Genomic DNA, 15,282 nt, shown 5'->3' with positions numbered 1-15,282 from the left:
GATTAACTGGTAAAATAGATCAAGAATTGTCGCGGGATGGAGCAGTCTGGTAGCTCGTCGGGCTCACTAAATCGAGAAAGGCGAAGGTCGCTTTTTCAAATCCGGCTCCCGCAACCAGAAGATTAACTGGTAAAATAGATCAAGAATTGTCGCGGGATGGAGCAGTCTGGTAGCTCGTCGGGCTCATAACCCGAAGGTCGTTGGTTCAAATCCGGCTCCCGCAACCAACTTTTTGAGTTGGTTTAGAGTTTTGCCTTATGGAAGCTCTAAATTGTTAGGCTAATGAATTGATTAGTTTAACAACCAAATGGTTTTTTGTTTCGAAGCCCTGGTCTATTAGTCGGGGCTTTTTATTTTGTGTTAAATAATTTTTTGAGGTTGACTTGGCAAAGCAAGATATGCAGCTTGAATCCTACGTTGCGCAAGCCGTAGCTGTCACAGATTTTACTCTGTGGGGGGTAGAGTTTATTCGCGCAGGTAAACATTCAACATTACGAGTATTTATTGAAGGTGAAAACGGTATTTCAGTTGACGATTGCGCTGAAGTGAGTCGCCAAGTGAGTGCTATTTTAGATGTTGAAGATCCAATCAAAGATGAGTACACATTAGAAGTATCTTCTCCAGGAATGGACAGAATCCTATTTAAACCTGAACAATATCCTGCTTATGTTGGACAGCATGTAAATGTTAAAACTCGTTTGCCGATTGAAGGTAGACGAAAGTTTAAAGGTTTATTACAGAGTATTGAAGAGAAATCCGTAGTTCTAGAAATTGATAACGACGAATACGTGATCCCATTTAATAATATTGAAAAAGCACAAGTGGTTCCTCAATTTTAGGGAACAGAGTAGCGAGGATAAATAATGAATAAAGAGATCCTATTAGTAGCGGAAGCTGTATCAAACGAAAAAGCGGTTCCTCGTGAAAAAATCTTTGAGGCGCTAGAATCAGCTTTAGCAATGGCGACTAAGAAAAAATACGAAGGCGAAATTGAAGTACGAGTTTCAATTGATCGTAAAACTGGTGACTTTGATACTTTCCGACGTTGGAAAATTATTGAAGATGTTAGCCAAGGCATGGAAAACCCTTATGCTGAAATCAGCTTAGAAGCTGCTCAGTATGAAGATCCAAGCTTGCAAGTTGGCGATTACGCTGAAGAACAGATTGAATCGATTAAGTTTGACCGTATTACTACGCAAACAGCTAAGCAAGTTATCGTACAAAAAGTACGCGAAGCAGAGCGCGCTCAAATCATTGAAGAATATGAAGATAAAATGGGCGAGTTGTTAACTGGTGTTGTGAAAAAATCAAGCCGTGACAATGTTATCTTAGATTTAGGTAACAACGCTGAAGCTGTTATTCGACGCGAAGAATTATTGCCACGTGAAACTTTCCGCCCAGGTGACCGCGTACGTGGTTTGTTATACGATGTAAAACCAGAAGCACGTGGTGCTCAGTTGGTTATGAGTCGGACTAAGCCTGAAATGCTGATTGAGCTTTTCCGCATTGAAGTACCAGAAATCGGTGAAGAGACAATCGAGCTAAAAGGTGCAGCACGAGATCCAGGTTCACGCGCTAAAATTGCGGTTAAATCTAATGATAAGAGAATTGACCCAGTTGGTGCTTGTGTTGGTATGCGTGGTTCACGAGTTCAAGCTGTATCTGGTGAATTAGATGGTGAACGTATCGATATCGTTCTTTTCGACGATAACCCAGCTCAATACGTTATCAATGCCATGGCACCTGCTGAAGTCGCTTCAATTATTGTTGATGAAGACAAAGGTACAATGGATATAGCAGTTGAAGCAGATAATTTGGCCCAAGCAATTGGTCGAAATGGTCAAAATATTCGTTTAGCTAGCCAGTTAACTGGTTGGGAACTGAACGTGATGACTGTTGATGAAATGAATGAAAAACACCAAGCTGAAGCAGATAAATTAATTACATTGTTTGTTGAAAAACTAGACATAGATGATGATTTTGCCACTGTTTTAGTTGAAGAAGGCTTCTCTACTGTTGAAGAAGTTGCATATGTGCCTGTTAATGAATTATTAGATATTGACGGGTTTGATGAAGATATAGTCGAAGAACTTAGAAGCCGAGCTAAAGCTGCCATTACGACACAAGCTTTAGCCAATGAAGAATCACTTGAAAATACAGAACCTGCAGACGACTTACTAAACCTTGAAGGTTTAGATCGTCATTTAGCATTTGTTTTAGCGAGTAAAGGTGTTTGCACGTTAGAAGATTTAGCTGAGCAGGGCATTGATGATTTAGCTGGCATTGAAGAACTCGACGAAAAAGCCGCGGGCGATTTAATCATGAAAGCTCGTAATATTTGTTGGTTTGGCGACGAAGACCAAGCTTAGTAACACCGCGGAGGAGAATTAAATGTCAGATGTATCCATCGATAAACTTGCTAGTGACGTCGGTACGCCGGTTGATAAATTAGTGAAACAATTTGCAGAAGTTGGAATTAATAAAACAGCTTCTAGTTCAGTAACTGAAGATGAAAAACAACAGTTACTAGAGCACTTAAGTAAACAGCATGGTGCTGATAGCTCAGCACCTAGTAAGATGACTTTACAACGTAAAACTAAAAGTACACTAAGTGTTTCTGGCAGTTCAGGTAAAGCTAAATCTGTACAAGTTGAAGTTCGTAAAAAACGTACTTATGTTAAAGCTAATTCTGCTGAGCAGCAAAAACAAGCTGAAGAAGAAGCGAAAAAAGCTGAAGCAGAAGCGCAAGCGAAGAAAGAAGCAGAATTAAAAGCCCAGCAAGAAGCAGAAGCGAAAAAAGCTGCAGAATTGAAAGCTAAGCAAGAAGCAGAAGCGAAAAAAGCGGAAGAGCAAAAAGCGAAACCAGCTGAAGCTAAAGAAGTTAAGCAACCAGTTAAAAAAGCTAAGCATCATGTGGAAACACCTGAAGAATTAGCACTAAGACAGAAAAAAGAAGAAGAAGAACGTCGTAAAGCAGAAGCAGAAGCAGAACGAGTTGCAGAAGAAGCTAAGCGATTAGCAGAAGAAAATGCAGCGCGTTGGGCAGAAGAAGAAGCTAAGCGTAAAGCAGAAGAGAAAAAAGACGTTCACTTACATTCATCAAAAGCAGCACAGCTAGCTGAAGATGAAGCTGACTTGAAAGAAGAAAAAACAAGTCGTCGTAAGAAGAAAAAATCTAAATCAGATGAAAATGAAAATACGCCTAGACACATTAAAGGCAAGCGTAAGAAAGTATTTACATCTAAAAACTTACAGCAAAGTTTCCAGAAGCCTGTAGCGCCAACTGAGCGTGAAGTTAAGATTGGTGAGACAATCTCTGTTGCTGAATTAGCCGCTAAAATGGCAATTAAAGGTACAGAAGTTGTTAAGGCCATGATGAAAATGGGCGCTATGGTTACAATTAACCAAGTTATCGACCAAGAAACAGCATTGCTAGTTGTTGAAGAAATGGGTCATAAGGGTGTAGCTGTTAGTGAAAATGCTTTAGAAGAAGATCTACTAACAAACCGTGGTGAGCAAACCTTAGTTAAGCGTCGCCCACCTGTGGTAACCGTAATGGGTCATGTTGACCATGGTAAAACATCACTACTAGACTATATTCGTCGAGCAAAAGTTGCTTCTGGCGAAGCGGGTGGTATTACTCAGCACATAGGTGCATACCATGTAGAAACAGACAAAGGTATGATTTCATTCCTTGATACACCTGGTCACGCTGCGTTTACTTCTATGCGTGCTCGTGGTGCGAAAGCAACAGATATCGTTGTTCTTGTCGTTGCTGCAGATGATGGTGTAATGCCACAAACAATTGAAGCAATCCAGCATGCTAAGGCAGCTGAAGTACCTTTAGTTGTTGCAGTGAATAAAATCGATAAAGAAGCTGCAGATCCAGATCGCGTTAAGAATGAATTATCACAGCACGATGTTATTTCAGAAGAGTGGGGCGGTGACGTTCAGTTCTGTCACGTTTCAGCAAAAGCTGGTACGGGTGTTGATGAACTATTAGACGCCATCTTACTTCAATCAGAAATGTTAGATTTAGATTGTGTTCATGAAGGTTTAGCATCTGGTGTTGTTATTGAATCTCGCCTTGATAAAGGTCGTGGTCCAATTGCGAGTATCTTAGTACAAACAGGTACGCTGAAAAAAGGTGACATCATCTTATGTGGTTTAGAATACGGTCGTATTCGAGCAATGAAAGATGAAAACGGCAAAGACATTGAGTCTGCTGGGCCATCAATTCCAGTAGAGATTTTAGGCCTTTCTGGTGTACCAGCTGCTGGTGATGAAGCTACTGCTGTTCGTGATGAGAAGAAAGCTCGTGAAGTTTCAATGAAGCGTCAAGGTAAATTCCGTGATATTAAACTAGCACGTCAACAAAAAGCTAAATTAGAGAATATGTTCTCTAATATGACTGAAGGTGATGTACAAGAGCTTAACATCGTTATTAAATCTGACGTACAAGGTTCACTTGAAGCGATTTCAGACGCATTACTGAAATTATCGACTGAAGAAGTTAAAGTTAAAATCATTGGTAGCGGTGTTGGTGGTATCACTGAAACAGATGCAAGCTTAGCAGCAGCGTCAAATGCTATCTTATTAGGTTTTAACGTTCGTGCCGATGCAACAGCGCGTAAAACAATTGATAATGAAAGTGTTGAATTAAGATATTACAGCGTTATCTATGACTTGATTGATGAAGTTAAGAAAGCGATGAGCGGTATGTTAGCGCCAGAGTTTAAACAAGAAATCATTGGTCTTGCTGAAGTTCGTGACGTATTTAAATCGCCTAAAATTGGTGCAATTGCAGGCTGTATGGTAACTGAGGGTATCATTAAGCGTAATAACCCAATTCGTGTATTAAGAGAAAACATCGTAATATATGAAGGTGAGTTAGAGTCATTACGTCGCTTTAAAGATGACGTACAAGAAGTTCGTAACGGTACTGAGTGTGGTATCGGGGTTAAGAACTATAATGACGTACGTGTAGGCGATATGATTGAAGTATTTGAAATTGTTGAAGTTAAACGAGAAATTTAATTTCTAGCAAATTTCTATACATGATTAAGGGGCCCATAGGCCCCTTTTTATTCTGCTAAATCAAAATTTTGAGATAGTTAGAAAACTAAATTTTAGATAAAAATATTTTCCTATACTAGCTGTATTACTTTGCTCGTTAGTTTACAAACTCGTTTTATCTTAAATTTTAGTCATAAAATAAAGTAGGTTTATAATGGCAAGAGAATTTACCCGTTCAGACAGAGTTGCACAACAAATCCAGCGTGATGTAGCAACTATTATCCAGCGTGACTTAAGAGATCCAACTATAGGCATGGTAACTGTGTCTGATGTTGAAGTATCTCGTGATTTAGCCTATGCGAAAATTTTTGTATCTGCATTATTGCAAGATGATGCAGAAATGAAAAAATCTTTAGAAAAATTGAATGAATCAGCACCTTATGTTCGTTCGTTATTGGCTAAATCAATCAGAATGAGAAGTGTACCTAATATTAAATTCTGTTTAGATAACAGCCTAAATGAAGGTATACGTATGTCTCGACTTGTTGATGATGCAATTGCTAAAGACCAAGCAAAATCAAAAATTGATGATGCTGACGATTCGCAAGTTAACAAAGATGATGAGGCATAATTTTGGCTCGAGTACCATTTAGAGATTTAGATGGTGTCGTTTTGTTAGATAAACCGAAAGGTATCTCTTCAAATCGCGCATTACAAAATGTTAGGTTTTTATATCGAGCTAAAAAAGCTGGGCATACAGGCGCACTAGATCCTTTAGCGACAGGCTTATTGCCGATTTGTTTTGGGGAAGCGACTAAATTTAGCCAGTTTTTACTCGATGCTGATAAAGTTTATCAGGTAACAGCTAAATTAGGTGAAAGAACTGATACATCTGATGCTGAAGGCGAAGTGGTACAAATACGCCCTACTGAGCAGCTTACTGTTGAAGAGATTGAAGATGCGATTAAATCTTTTGTCGGCAAGCAATCACAAATGCCCTCTATTTACTCTGCATTAAAATATCAAGGCAAGCCTCTGTATTTTTATGCAAGACAAGGAATTGAAGTTCCTAGACCGGTAAGAGAGATTGAAGTCTACTTCATTAACATAGATGAGATAGATTTACCAAACGTCACTATGACAATTTCATGTTCTAAAGGTACCTATATTCGTACTATAGTAGATGACCTAGGTGAAAAATTGGGCTGTGGTGCTCATGTGGCAGAGCTGAGAAGAACAGAAGTGTTTGGCTTTTCTGAATCTGACATTTTAAGCTTGGAAGCTTTTGAAGCTTTATCTGAAGCAGAGCTCGAGGCCAGGTTACTAGGTTCGGATGCTGGTATTAGCTATATGCCAATTATTGAATTGGATGATGAGCATGCTGCTCGTTTAGGCAATGGTCAGAGGTTTTATGTAGAACAGGAGCCTGGCAGTTACCGAGCTTATAACCAAAACACGAATCAATTTTTGGGTGTTGTACAGGTAGAAGACAATAAACTGCTTCAGCCTAAGCGCATGATGTCAGTTCAATCCTGAATCACTTAGAGAATTTACTTGAAAAAAAAACTATATTCACGTAAAATCCGCCCCTCATTTATAGGTACGCTGGCTTAGTGATCGGCCTACCCGAATATTGGAGTAATAATTATGTCACTAACTGTTGCAGAAAAAGCACAAATCGTTGCGGATTACGCATTGCAAGAAGGCGATACTGGTTCACCAGAAGTTCAAGTTGCTTTGTTAACTCACAGAATTAACAAGTTACAAGGTCACTTTGGCGATCACAAGAAAGATCACCATTCACGTCGTGGTTTAATCCGTATGGTTAACTCTCGTCGTAGCCTTTTAGACTACTTAAAGCGTAAAAATGTTGAGCGTTACACTAGCTTAATTCAACGTTTAGGTTTACGTCGCTAAGATATATTCTCAAACATTGAGTTTATACAAATAAAAAGAGCCTTTTGGCTCTTTTTTTGTTTCTACAGCTGTACTTATTTGACTGCATTGAGTATATAATCAGCACCGAAATTAAAAGACAAATACATATAGAGAATTCGAAGGAAAAATTATTGTGACTCCAATTACAAAATCCTTCCAATATGGTCAACATAAGATCACATTGGAAACTGGCGTTATCGCTCGTCAAGCAACAGCAGCCGTGATGGCAAGTATGGATGACACAACAGTATTAGTATCTGTTGTGGCAAAGAAGGAAAGTGACCCGGGCCGTGATTTCTTCCCACTAACAGTTAACTACCAAGAAAAAACATACGCAGCAGGTAAAATCCCTGGTGGTTTTTTCAAGCGTGAAGCTAAGCCAAGTGAAGGCGAAACTTTAACTGCTCGTTTAATCGACCGTCCAATCAGACCTTTATTCCCAAAAAGTTTTACGAATGAAGTTCAAGTTGTGATTACGGTTATGTCAGCTAACCCTGAAATCGCACCTGATATCATCTCTATGATTGGTGTATCAGCTGCATTAGCTATTTCTGGCGCTCCATTCAATGGTCCTATCGGTGCTGCACGTGTTGGCTATAAAGACGGTCAATACATGCTAAACCCATTAACAACTGAATTAGCAACTTCAGAGTTAGACTTAGTTGTTTCAGGTACTGAAAATGCAGTACTTATGGTTGAATCAGAAGCAAGCGTATTAGCTGAAGACACTATGTTAGGTGCGGTTGTTTATGGTCATGAACAACAACAGCTAGTCATTGATAATATTCGTGAATTTGCTGCAGAAGTAAATACACCTGCAATGGAATGGCAAGCTGAAGAAGTTGATCAAGATTTAGTTGCAAAAGCAACTGAACTTGCACAGCCTGGTTACACAGCTGCTTACCAAATTGCTGATAAAGCTGAGCGTAAAGACGCTGCAACAGAAGTTAAAAACAATGCATTAGCAGCAATCGTTGAAGCTGATCCAGAAGTCGACACAAATGTTGTTTCAGATATCTTAAGTTCAGTTGAGAAAAAAGTAGTTCGTAGCCGAATTATCTCAGGTGAGCCAAGAATTGATGGTCGTGATCCAACTATGGTTCGTGCACTTGACGTTCGTACTGGTATTTTACCAAGAACTCACGGTTCTGCTTTATTCACACGTGGTGAAACACAAGCAATCGTTGTTGCAACTTTAGGTACTGAGCGTGACGCGCAAACTATCGATGGTTTAACTGGCGACACAAGTGATAAGTTCATTTTCCATTACAACTTCCCTCCATACTGTGTAGGCGAAACTGGTTTTGTTGGCGCACCTAAGCGTCGTGAAATTGGTCACGGTCGTTTAGCTAAGCGTGGTGTTGCTGCTGTAATGCCTGATTCAAGTGAATTCCCGTATACAGTTCGTATTGTATCTGAAATCACAGAATCAAATGGTTCTAGCTCAATGGCTTCTGTTTGTGGTTCTTCATTAGCATTAATGGATGCCGGTGTGCCAATTAAAGCTTCTGTAGCGGGTATCGCTATGGGTCTAGTTAAAGAAGGCGACGACTTTGTTGTTCTTTCTGATATCTTAGGTGATGAAGATCACTTAGGTGATATGGACTTTAAAGTAGCTGGTACTACTGAAGGTATCACAGCGCTTCAAATGGATATCAAAATTGAAGGTATCACTAAAGAGATCATGCAAATTGCATTAAACCAAGCTAAAGCTGCACGTTTACACATCTTAAACGTAATGGACGAAGCAATTGGTGGCCACAGAGAAGAAGTTTCTGAATTTGCACCTCGTATTTACACCATGAAGATTAGCTCGGATAAAATCCGTGACGTAATTGGTAAAGGTGGCGCGACTATCCGTCAGTTAACAGAAGAAACTGACACAACTATCGAAATCGAAGATGACGGTACTGTAAAGATCGCTGCAACTGGTAAAGATAAAGCTGACGCTGCAATTGAGCGTATTAAAGCTATCACTGCTGAAGTTGAAGTTGGCACAATTTACGACGGTAAAGTAACTCGTATCGTTGATTTTGGTGCGTTTGTTGAGATTTTACCTGGTAAAGAAGGTTTGGTTCACATTTCACAAATCGCTGAAGAGCGCGTAAATGCTGTTTCTGATTTCTTAAGCCAAGGTCAGCAAATCAAAGTTAAAGTACTTGAAATCGACCGTCAAGGCCGTGTACGTTTAAGTATGAAAGCTGCCGCTGAGAAACCAGCTGAAGCAGCGCCTGCAGCTGAATAATTTCAGCTAAGCTTCTAGATCTAAAAGCCGCTTCATTGCGGCTTTTTTGTGCCTTTAAATTTTGTCTATGAGCTGTGATAAGGCAGCAGGCATAAAAAAACCTGTCGATAAAAATGGACAGGTTTTATATTTTACGGCTTGAGTTATAAATTAAGCTTGGCTAGCTAAATACTCTTCGTAGCTACCAGCAAAATCATTATAACCCGTTTCGGTTAATTCAATGACTCTTGAAGCTAAACTAGAAACAAACTCTCTGTCATGGCTGACGAAGATTAGAGTGCCTTCGTATTTTTCAAGGGCCATGTTTAATGATTCAATTGATTCCATATCTAAGTGGTTAGTTGGTTCATCCATAATTAAAATGTTTGGCTTTTGCATCATTATTTTGCCAAACAATAATCGACCTTGTTCACCACCAGAGCATACTTTTACAGACTTTTTGATTTCATCTTGTGAGAATAATAAACGGCCTAAGTAACTACGAACTACTTGGTCGTCATCACCCGGTTGGCGCCACTGGCTCATCCACTCAAATAAAGATAAGTCTTGTTCAAATTCATGTGCATGATCTTGTGCATAGTAGCCTATGTTGACGTTTTCAGACCATTTTATCATGCCTGAATCTGCTTCTATTTCGTTGGTTAAAGCACGTAAAAAAGTCGTTTTACCTATACCATTTTGACCTATTACAGCAATTTTTTCGCCAACTTCAGCCAGTAACGAAATGTCTTTTAAAATAGGTGTGTCATCAAAACTTTTCTTTAAATTCTCTATTTCTAGAGCGTTACGAAACAGCTGCTTGTCTTGTTCAAAGTTAATGAATGGATTAACACGGCTTGAAGCTTTAACTTCTGATAATTGAATCTTATCAATTTGTTTTGCACGAGATGTTGCTTGTTTAGCTTTAGAAGCGTTTGCAGAGAAGCGGGCAACGAAGTCTTTTAACTCAGATATTTGTGCTTTTTTCTTCGCATTGTCAGCCATTAACTGGGCGCGGGCTTGGGTTGAAGCTAGCATGTACTCATCATAATTTCCTGGGTATACACGTAATTCGCCGTAGTCTAAATCGGCCATATGAGTACAAACACTGTTTAAGAAGTGTCTGTCATGCGAAATGATGATCATGGTTGATTCACGTTCATTAAGCGTTTGCTCTAACCAGCGGATCGTATTGATATCCAAGTTATTGGTTGGCTCATCCAGTAATAAAATATCAGGGTCTGAGAAAAGTGCTTGTGCCAGTAATACTCTTAGCTTGAAACCAGGCGCAACTTCAGACATTGGACCGTAATGCAGTGAAACATCAATACCCACACCTATTAATAGTTCTCCAGCGCGGCTCTCAGCACTATAACCATCCATTTCAGCATATTCAGTTTCTAAATCGGCTACACGCATACCATCGTCTTCGCTCATTTCAGCCATAGCATAAATGCGGTCACGCTCTTCTTTGATTTTCCATAATTCGTCATGGCCCATAACCACGGTATCAATCACGCTGTACTCTTCAAATGCAAATTGATCTTGACGTAGTTTACCTAAACGTTCGCCTGGGTCTAAGCTAACGTTTCCTGATGTTTGGTCTAAATCGCCACCTAAAATTTTCATGAAGGTTGATTTACCACAACCATTCGCACCAATTAGACCATAACGGTTACCACCGCCAAATTTCTGCGATACGTTTTCGAAAAGGGGTTTTGCGCCAAACTGTTGGGTAATATTATTTGCGATTAACAAAGTATGTTCCTATCAAGATAAAAATTTTAGCTGAAAAAATTGTGCGTAGTTTACGCTTTATTGAATCATTAGTCAGTCTAAAGCAGAAATAAAAATCCAAATGGATTGGATTAATGGGGCGGGATATATTTCTTTTTTGTCTCAGCGAAAATTGTGCCCTAAATTATCTAACCTGATGCGATGATCTCCCCCACATTCGACAACGGTTTGCCATGATTAAATTGCAAGTAATCAAAGCAGGTTATTTAATCTAATGTGGATATTAATTGAGTCCAGTTGAGAAATTCGTTAGGCTTGCGCCAACTAAAAAATAGGGGCTTAATATATGAAAATTTGGGTAGATGCTGATGCTTGTCCGGTTGTAATTAAAGAGATTTTATTTAGGGCAGCGAATAGAACCAAATTAGAATTAAAATTGGTGGCAAATCATATGATAAAAACTCCGCCATCGCCTTTTATTAAGTTTATTCGTGTTGAATCTGGGTTTGATGTTGCAGACAATTATATTGTCCAAGCTTGTGAACCAAATGATCTAGTGATTACCAGTGATATTCCATTAGCGGATGAATTAATCACTAAAGGTGCACAAGTGTTGAGCCCTCGCGGAGAATTATTTACTAAAGAAAATATAAAATCTCGATTAAATATACGTGACTTTATGGAAACCATGCGTTCAAGTGGGATTCAAACTGGTGGCCCAGCCGCGTTAAATGCGAATGATAAAAAACAATTTGGCGATAATTTAGACAGAATTTTAACCAAACAACTAGGCTAACTGTGTTTACGCCGTTTTCTAATTTAGAACTACTTATTTCGCTACCGCAATTTTTGACCTTATTGCCATTAGCTTTGATATTGCTACTCGATACTAGGATCTTAGTTAAGCTAAGGCTCGGATTAATGGGGTTGAGTTTTGTGTTTGGCCTTGTTTTTTCTTGTTTCAGTTTGAGCGCTGGGATTGGAATTATCTTGGCTTACTTTGTCATTGATTATTTTAATCGAGCTGAGCAAGCTTCAATAAAAAGCGGACTAGGGTGCTTATTGGTTGTGATTTGTACTGCTTTTATGTTGCATTTAGTGCCTGGGTTTAATAATCCGTTATTGCTAGAGGCCACAAATTTGGGCTCAAGTAGCACACCTTATCAGTTATATTTAAATTACGACAAACTCTGGATTGCAGTGCTATTACTTGCTCTAGTGCCTATGTCTAACGCGTTGAACTCTGCTTATGTCCCCAAGCTCTTATTGGGTTTTTCTTTCACTTGTATCCTAGGGTTCTCGATTGCATGGGTTTTTGAATTAGTCCAATTAGATCTCAAGTTACCAAGCATATTAATTCCTTGGATCATTTGTAATTTGCTCATTACCTGCGTCGCGGAAGAGGTGTTTTTTAGAGGCTTTATTCAAACCCAAATTAGCAATATTTTAGGCCGATACCAATATCAATATGCGAGTATCTATTCAATCATTGCAACGGCTTTAATCTTTGGTTTAGTACATTATCCGGCAGGTTGGCTTTATGTTGGTATTGCGAGCTTACTTGGGGGTAGCTACGGTTATTATTATCTAGGCACGAACAATATTAAGGTGCCTATTTTAATGCACTTTGGCTTTAATTTAATTCACTTTTTGTGTTTTACTTATCCGTACTAGCCACATTAAAGTCGTTTAGGCGAGACACTTTTATCTGGTTTTGCGTTAGTAATTGAAGCAGATTATCTTTACCCACCATGTGCATGAGTCCAACTGCGATTAAATTGGTTTGATTTGACAGCATGGGCTTTAATTTTTTTATCCAAGCTTTGTTTCTTTTGCTTAGTAGCTCCTGTTGCACAAACTGATTTTTTTGCGCTTGATTAGCTGCAATTAAAATTTGTTCTAAGCCTGCCAAATCCCCATTACGCCACATATCTGCGATATTAGCTATTTGGTAATCTTTATTGTCTAATTGAACTAAAGTCTCCATGAGCATTTCAATGCCATAATCTGCTTGTTGATCGAATATTTCTAGTTGCTGCTGAAAGGTTTCTAATCCTAAGGTGCTTATATCATTTTTACTGGCCCAATTCGTAACGTATAAATCAATCGACTGCTGAAAATCATATCCGCTATTAGAGGCTTGCAGTACACTTAACTGAAGCGCGACAAACCAAGGTTTTAAGCTATCAAATGATGCAATATTCAATTGCCATGTTTTAAGTTTATTATTTAGCTGATTATGTTGATTAGAATTTAAAAGATTAGACAGAGACTTGGGTTTAGCTAAATGGGCAATTTTTAAAATTAGTTGATTAATTTCGGCAGGCTTTGTCTGGCTTAAATTAATTTCTGTCACCAAGGTATCTACTTGGGGGAGTTGTTCTAAAATGCCTTGGGTTGCCGCTAACATGTCGGCTTGGCTAGCGTGAATTGTGCCGAATAAAAAGGACGTTTTATTTTTATGTTCTAATTGCCAAATTGCAGGCTGAGCAAAAGCGAATTGCAGCTTTAAGCATAAAAATAGGAAAATAAAAAATTGGGTTAGGTATTTTTGCATTTGGTATTTTATCGCAGGCAATAAAAAACCACTTAATAGCGAGTACTAAGTGGTTTTAAAAAGAATGAATCGAATTTTATAATTTAAAGAAAGACTCTTTATAGCGAGCTAATTCTTCGATAGATTCATGAATGTCTTCAAGCGCTAAATGAACACCTTTCTTTTTATAGTCAGTGACTAACTCAGGTCTCCAGCGACGCGCTAATTCTTTGATTGTACTGACATCTAAATTTCTGTAATGGAAGTAAGCTTCTAACTCAACCATATGTAGATACATAAAACGTCTGTCTTGGCTAATACTGTTACCACACATAGGCGATTTACCAGGTGGAACGTATTTGCTTAAAAATTCTATGGTTTTGTCTGAGGCAGTTTTTAAATCAATTTTACTGTCTTTACATCTTTGGGTTAAACCCGACTTACCATGTTGGTTAACGCACCATTCATCCATATTGTCTAGGACATCGTCAGGCTGATGTATTGCAAATACAGGACCTTCAGCAAGAATATTAAGCTCGCTGTCTGTGACTATTGTGGCTATTTCCAAGATTTTATCTGTGGCTGGTTCTAGACCAGTCATTTCTAAATCTAGCCAAATAAGATTTTTTTCGCTAAATGACATATAGTGTTCCTAAACTACGATGCTTTCATCTCTATATATGAAATAAGAAAGTATTCATTGCTGCAACTTTAAAATCATGTAAAGTTGCGCTTAATCTGTCTATCATTACATTTATTATTTATTAAAAGTAGCACTGTGGCAAAAAAAAAGAAATTAAGTAAACAACAACTTAGACGATTACAGGCTAATCGTACCAAAAAAATCAGCCAAACAGAACCAAACAAAGCACAAGTTAGTGACGAAAGTTTGTTAGGTGAACCACAAAAAGGCCTTGTTATAAGCCGTTTTGGCCAACACGCTGACATTGAAAACGATCAAGGTGAGCTGTTGCGTTGTGATTTACGTCGAACTGTCTCTTCTATTGTAGCTGGTGATCGAGTAATTTGGCGCGCTAATTTAACAGAATCTGGAAATCATGGTGTTATTGAGGCCGTTGAAGAGCGAAATTCAGTATTAACGCGTCCAGATTTTTACGATGGTGTTAAATCAGTCGCAGCTAATATCGATCAAATTATAGTTTTATCCTCCATTTTACCTGAGTTATCTTTTCAAATAATTGATAGGTACCTAGTTGCGATTGAGCAAATGGGCGCTGAACCAATAATTGTGATTAATAAATCGGATCTCATTGATGAGTTTGAGCGGCTCAAGATAGATGGCCAGTTAGACTACTATCGCGAAATTGGTTATCAAGTACACTGGCTTAGTGTTAAGCAAAAGCAGGGCACTACTCAGCTTGCTGAGTTATTAAAAGGCAAGACTTCAATTCTGGTTGGCCAATCTGGTGTTGGTAAATCATCTTTGGTAAATCAACTTTTACCTGATGCTGAAATTTTAATTGGAGATGTTTCAGATGTTTCTGGATTAGGCATGCATACCACCACAGTTGCTAGGCTGTATCATTTAGCTTCTGGCGGTGATTTAATCGATTCTCCTGGTATTCGTGAATTTGCGCTGTGGCACTTAGCCCCAGAAGTGATATTTGATGGTTTTATTGAATTTGAGCAATATAGGCACGAATGTAAGTTTCGAGATTGCAAACACTTAAACGATCCCGGCTGTGCATTAAAAGCTGCGGTTCAAGCGGGTAAAATAAAAGCAGAAAGATTAGAAAATTATCATAAAATTCTAGAATCTGTTGCATCCGATAAACCAGCCCATAAAATAGACATCAGCAAATAAGCTTAA

Annotated in this window: 13 protein-coding genes and 2 tRNA genes; 12 read left to right on the top strand and 3 right to left on the bottom strand. The window is 38.7% G+C overall.

Annotated elements, in window-relative coordinates:
• Positions 1-30 precede the first annotated feature (30 nt).
• The 9 genes from XM47_RS16345 to pnp all read left to right on the top strand — a co-directional run bounded on the left by XM47_RS16345 (position 31) and on the right by pnp (position 9,199).
• Positions 31-117 (top strand) — tRNA-OTHER (locus XM47_RS16345).
• Between the two features lie 33 nt (positions 118-150).
• Positions 151-227 (top strand) — tRNA-Met (locus XM47_RS16340).
• A gap of 171 nt (positions 228-398) precedes the next feature.
• Positions 399-839, top strand: coding sequence for a ribosome maturation factor RimP (gene rimP, locus XM47_RS16335; RefSeq protein ID WP_149865542.1), 441 nt, complete (start codon positions 399-401; stop codon positions 837-839).
• A 24-nt stretch (positions 840-863) separates the two neighbouring features.
• Positions 864-2,369 (top strand): transcription termination factor NusA, encoded by a 1,506-nt coding sequence (gene nusA, locus XM47_RS16330; protein WP_048694935.1) that lies wholly within the window; start codon positions 864-866, stop codon positions 2,367-2,369.
• Positions 2,370-2,391: 22 nt separating this feature from the next.
• Positions 2,392-5,037, top strand: a complete 2,646-nt coding sequence (gene infB / locus XM47_RS16325) for a translation initiation factor IF-2 (RefSeq protein WP_048694932.1) — start codon at positions 2,392-2,394, stop codon at positions 5,035-5,037.
• 193 nt (positions 5,038-5,230) lie between these two features.
• A complete protein-coding gene (gene rbfA, locus XM47_RS16320) occupies positions 5,231-5,647 on the top strand; it encodes a 30S ribosome-binding factor RbfA (RefSeq protein ID WP_048694930.1) in 417 nt (138 codons plus the stop codon).
• On the top strand, positions 5,647-6,552 hold the full coding sequence (truB, locus tag XM47_RS16315; RefSeq protein ID WP_412731128.1) for a tRNA pseudouridine(55) synthase TruB: 906 nt from the start codon (positions 5,647-5,649) through the stop codon (positions 6,550-6,552). The genes rbfA and truB overlap by 1 nt, the downstream gene beginning before the upstream one ends.
• Before the next feature lie 111 nt (positions 6,553-6,663).
• On the top strand, positions 6,664-6,933 hold the full coding sequence (rpsO, locus tag XM47_RS16310; RefSeq protein ID WP_048694926.1) for a 30S ribosomal protein S15: 270 nt from the start codon (positions 6,664-6,666) through the stop codon (positions 6,931-6,933).
• Positions 6,934-7,087: 154 nt separating this feature from the next.
• Entirely contained in the window at positions 7,088-9,199 is a 2,112-nt protein-coding gene (pnp, locus tag XM47_RS16305; RefSeq protein WP_048694924.1) for a polyribonucleotide nucleotidyltransferase, read from the top strand.
• A gap of 150 nt (positions 9,200-9,349) precedes the next feature.
• Here pnp and XM47_RS16300 read toward each other — a convergent pair whose 3' ends face one another.
• Entirely contained in the window at positions 9,350-10,936 is a 1,587-nt protein-coding gene (locus XM47_RS16300; protein ID WP_048694922.1) for an ABC-F family ATPase, read from the bottom strand.
• Between the two features lie 325 nt (positions 10,937-11,261).
• Here XM47_RS16300 and XM47_RS16295 point away from each other — a divergent pair, with 325 nt between their 5' ends.
• Together XM47_RS16295 and XM47_RS16290 are read left to right on the top strand one after the other, a co-directional pair.
• Positions 11,262-11,711, top strand: a complete 450-nt coding sequence (locus XM47_RS16295; protein ID WP_048694920.1) for a YaiI/YqxD family protein — start codon at positions 11,262-11,264, stop codon at positions 11,709-11,711.
• A gap of 194 nt (positions 11,712-11,905) precedes the next feature.
• Positions 11,906-12,589 carry a CPBP family intramembrane glutamic endopeptidase gene (locus XM47_RS16290; RefSeq protein WP_172656553.1) on the top strand — a complete coding sequence of 228 codons (684 nt, stop codon included), beginning with the start codon at positions 11,906-11,908 and terminating at the stop codon, positions 12,587-12,589.
• On the opposite strand, the gene XM47_RS16285 is transcribed toward XM47_RS16290, so the two are convergent.
• Both XM47_RS16285 and orn read right to left on the bottom strand, forming a co-directional pair.
• Positions 12,573-13,493 (bottom strand): TraB/GumN family protein, encoded by a 921-nt coding sequence (locus XM47_RS16285; RefSeq protein ID WP_048694916.1) that lies wholly within the window; start codon positions 13,491-13,493, stop codon positions 12,573-12,575. The genes XM47_RS16290 and XM47_RS16285 overlap by 17 nt on opposite strands.
• A gap of 55 nt (positions 13,494-13,548) precedes the next feature.
• Positions 13,549-14,094 (bottom strand): oligoribonuclease, encoded by a 546-nt coding sequence (gene orn / locus XM47_RS16280; protein ID WP_048694914.1) that lies wholly within the window; start codon positions 14,092-14,094, stop codon positions 13,549-13,551.
• 135 nt (positions 14,095-14,229) lie between these two features.
• Here orn and rsgA point away from each other — a divergent pair, with 135 nt between their 5' ends.
• Positions 14,230-15,276 carry a small ribosomal subunit biogenesis GTPase RsgA gene (rsgA, locus tag XM47_RS16275; protein ID WP_048694913.1) on the top strand — a complete coding sequence of 349 codons (1,047 nt, stop codon included), beginning with the start codon at positions 14,230-14,232 and terminating at the stop codon, positions 15,274-15,276.
• The last annotated feature ends 6 nt before the right edge of the window (positions 15,277-15,282 follow it).

The sequence above is a fragment of the Catenovulum maritimum genome, from assembly GCF_001050375.1.
In the GTDB taxonomy this organism is placed as follows: Bacteria; Pseudomonadota; Gammaproteobacteria; order Enterobacterales; family Alteromonadaceae; genus Catenovulum; species Catenovulum maritimum.
The sequence above is the reverse complement of the archived record's forward strand: the minus strand, read 5'-3'. Positions and strand labels throughout refer to the sequence as shown.

Bases quoted from the DNA above. Each gene is read 5' to 3' on its own strand.
- rimP (WP_149865542.1), top strand. From the start codon at position 399: ATGCAGCTTGAATCCTACGTTGCGCAAGCCGTAGCTGTCACAGATTTT.
- nusA (WP_048694935.1), top strand. From the start codon at position 864: ATGAATAAAGAGATCCTATTAGTAGCGGAAGCTGTATCAAACGAAAAA.
- infB (WP_048694932.1), top strand. From the start codon at position 2,392: ATGTCAGATGTATCCATCGATAAACTTGCTAGTGACGTCGGTACGCCG.
- rbfA (WP_048694930.1), top strand. From the start codon at position 5,231: ATGGCAAGAGAATTTACCCGTTCAGACAGAGTTGCACAACAAATCCAG.
- rpsO (WP_048694926.1), top strand. From the start codon at position 6,664: ATGTCACTAACTGTTGCAGAAAAAGCACAAATCGTTGCGGATTACGCA.
- XM47_RS16295 (WP_048694920.1), top strand. From the start codon at position 11,262: ATGAAAATTTGGGTAGATGCTGATGCTTGTCCGGTTGTAATTAAAGAG.
- orn (WP_048694914.1), bottom strand. From the start codon at position 14,094: ATGTCATTTAGCGAAAAAAATCTTATTTGGCTAGATTTAGAAATGACT.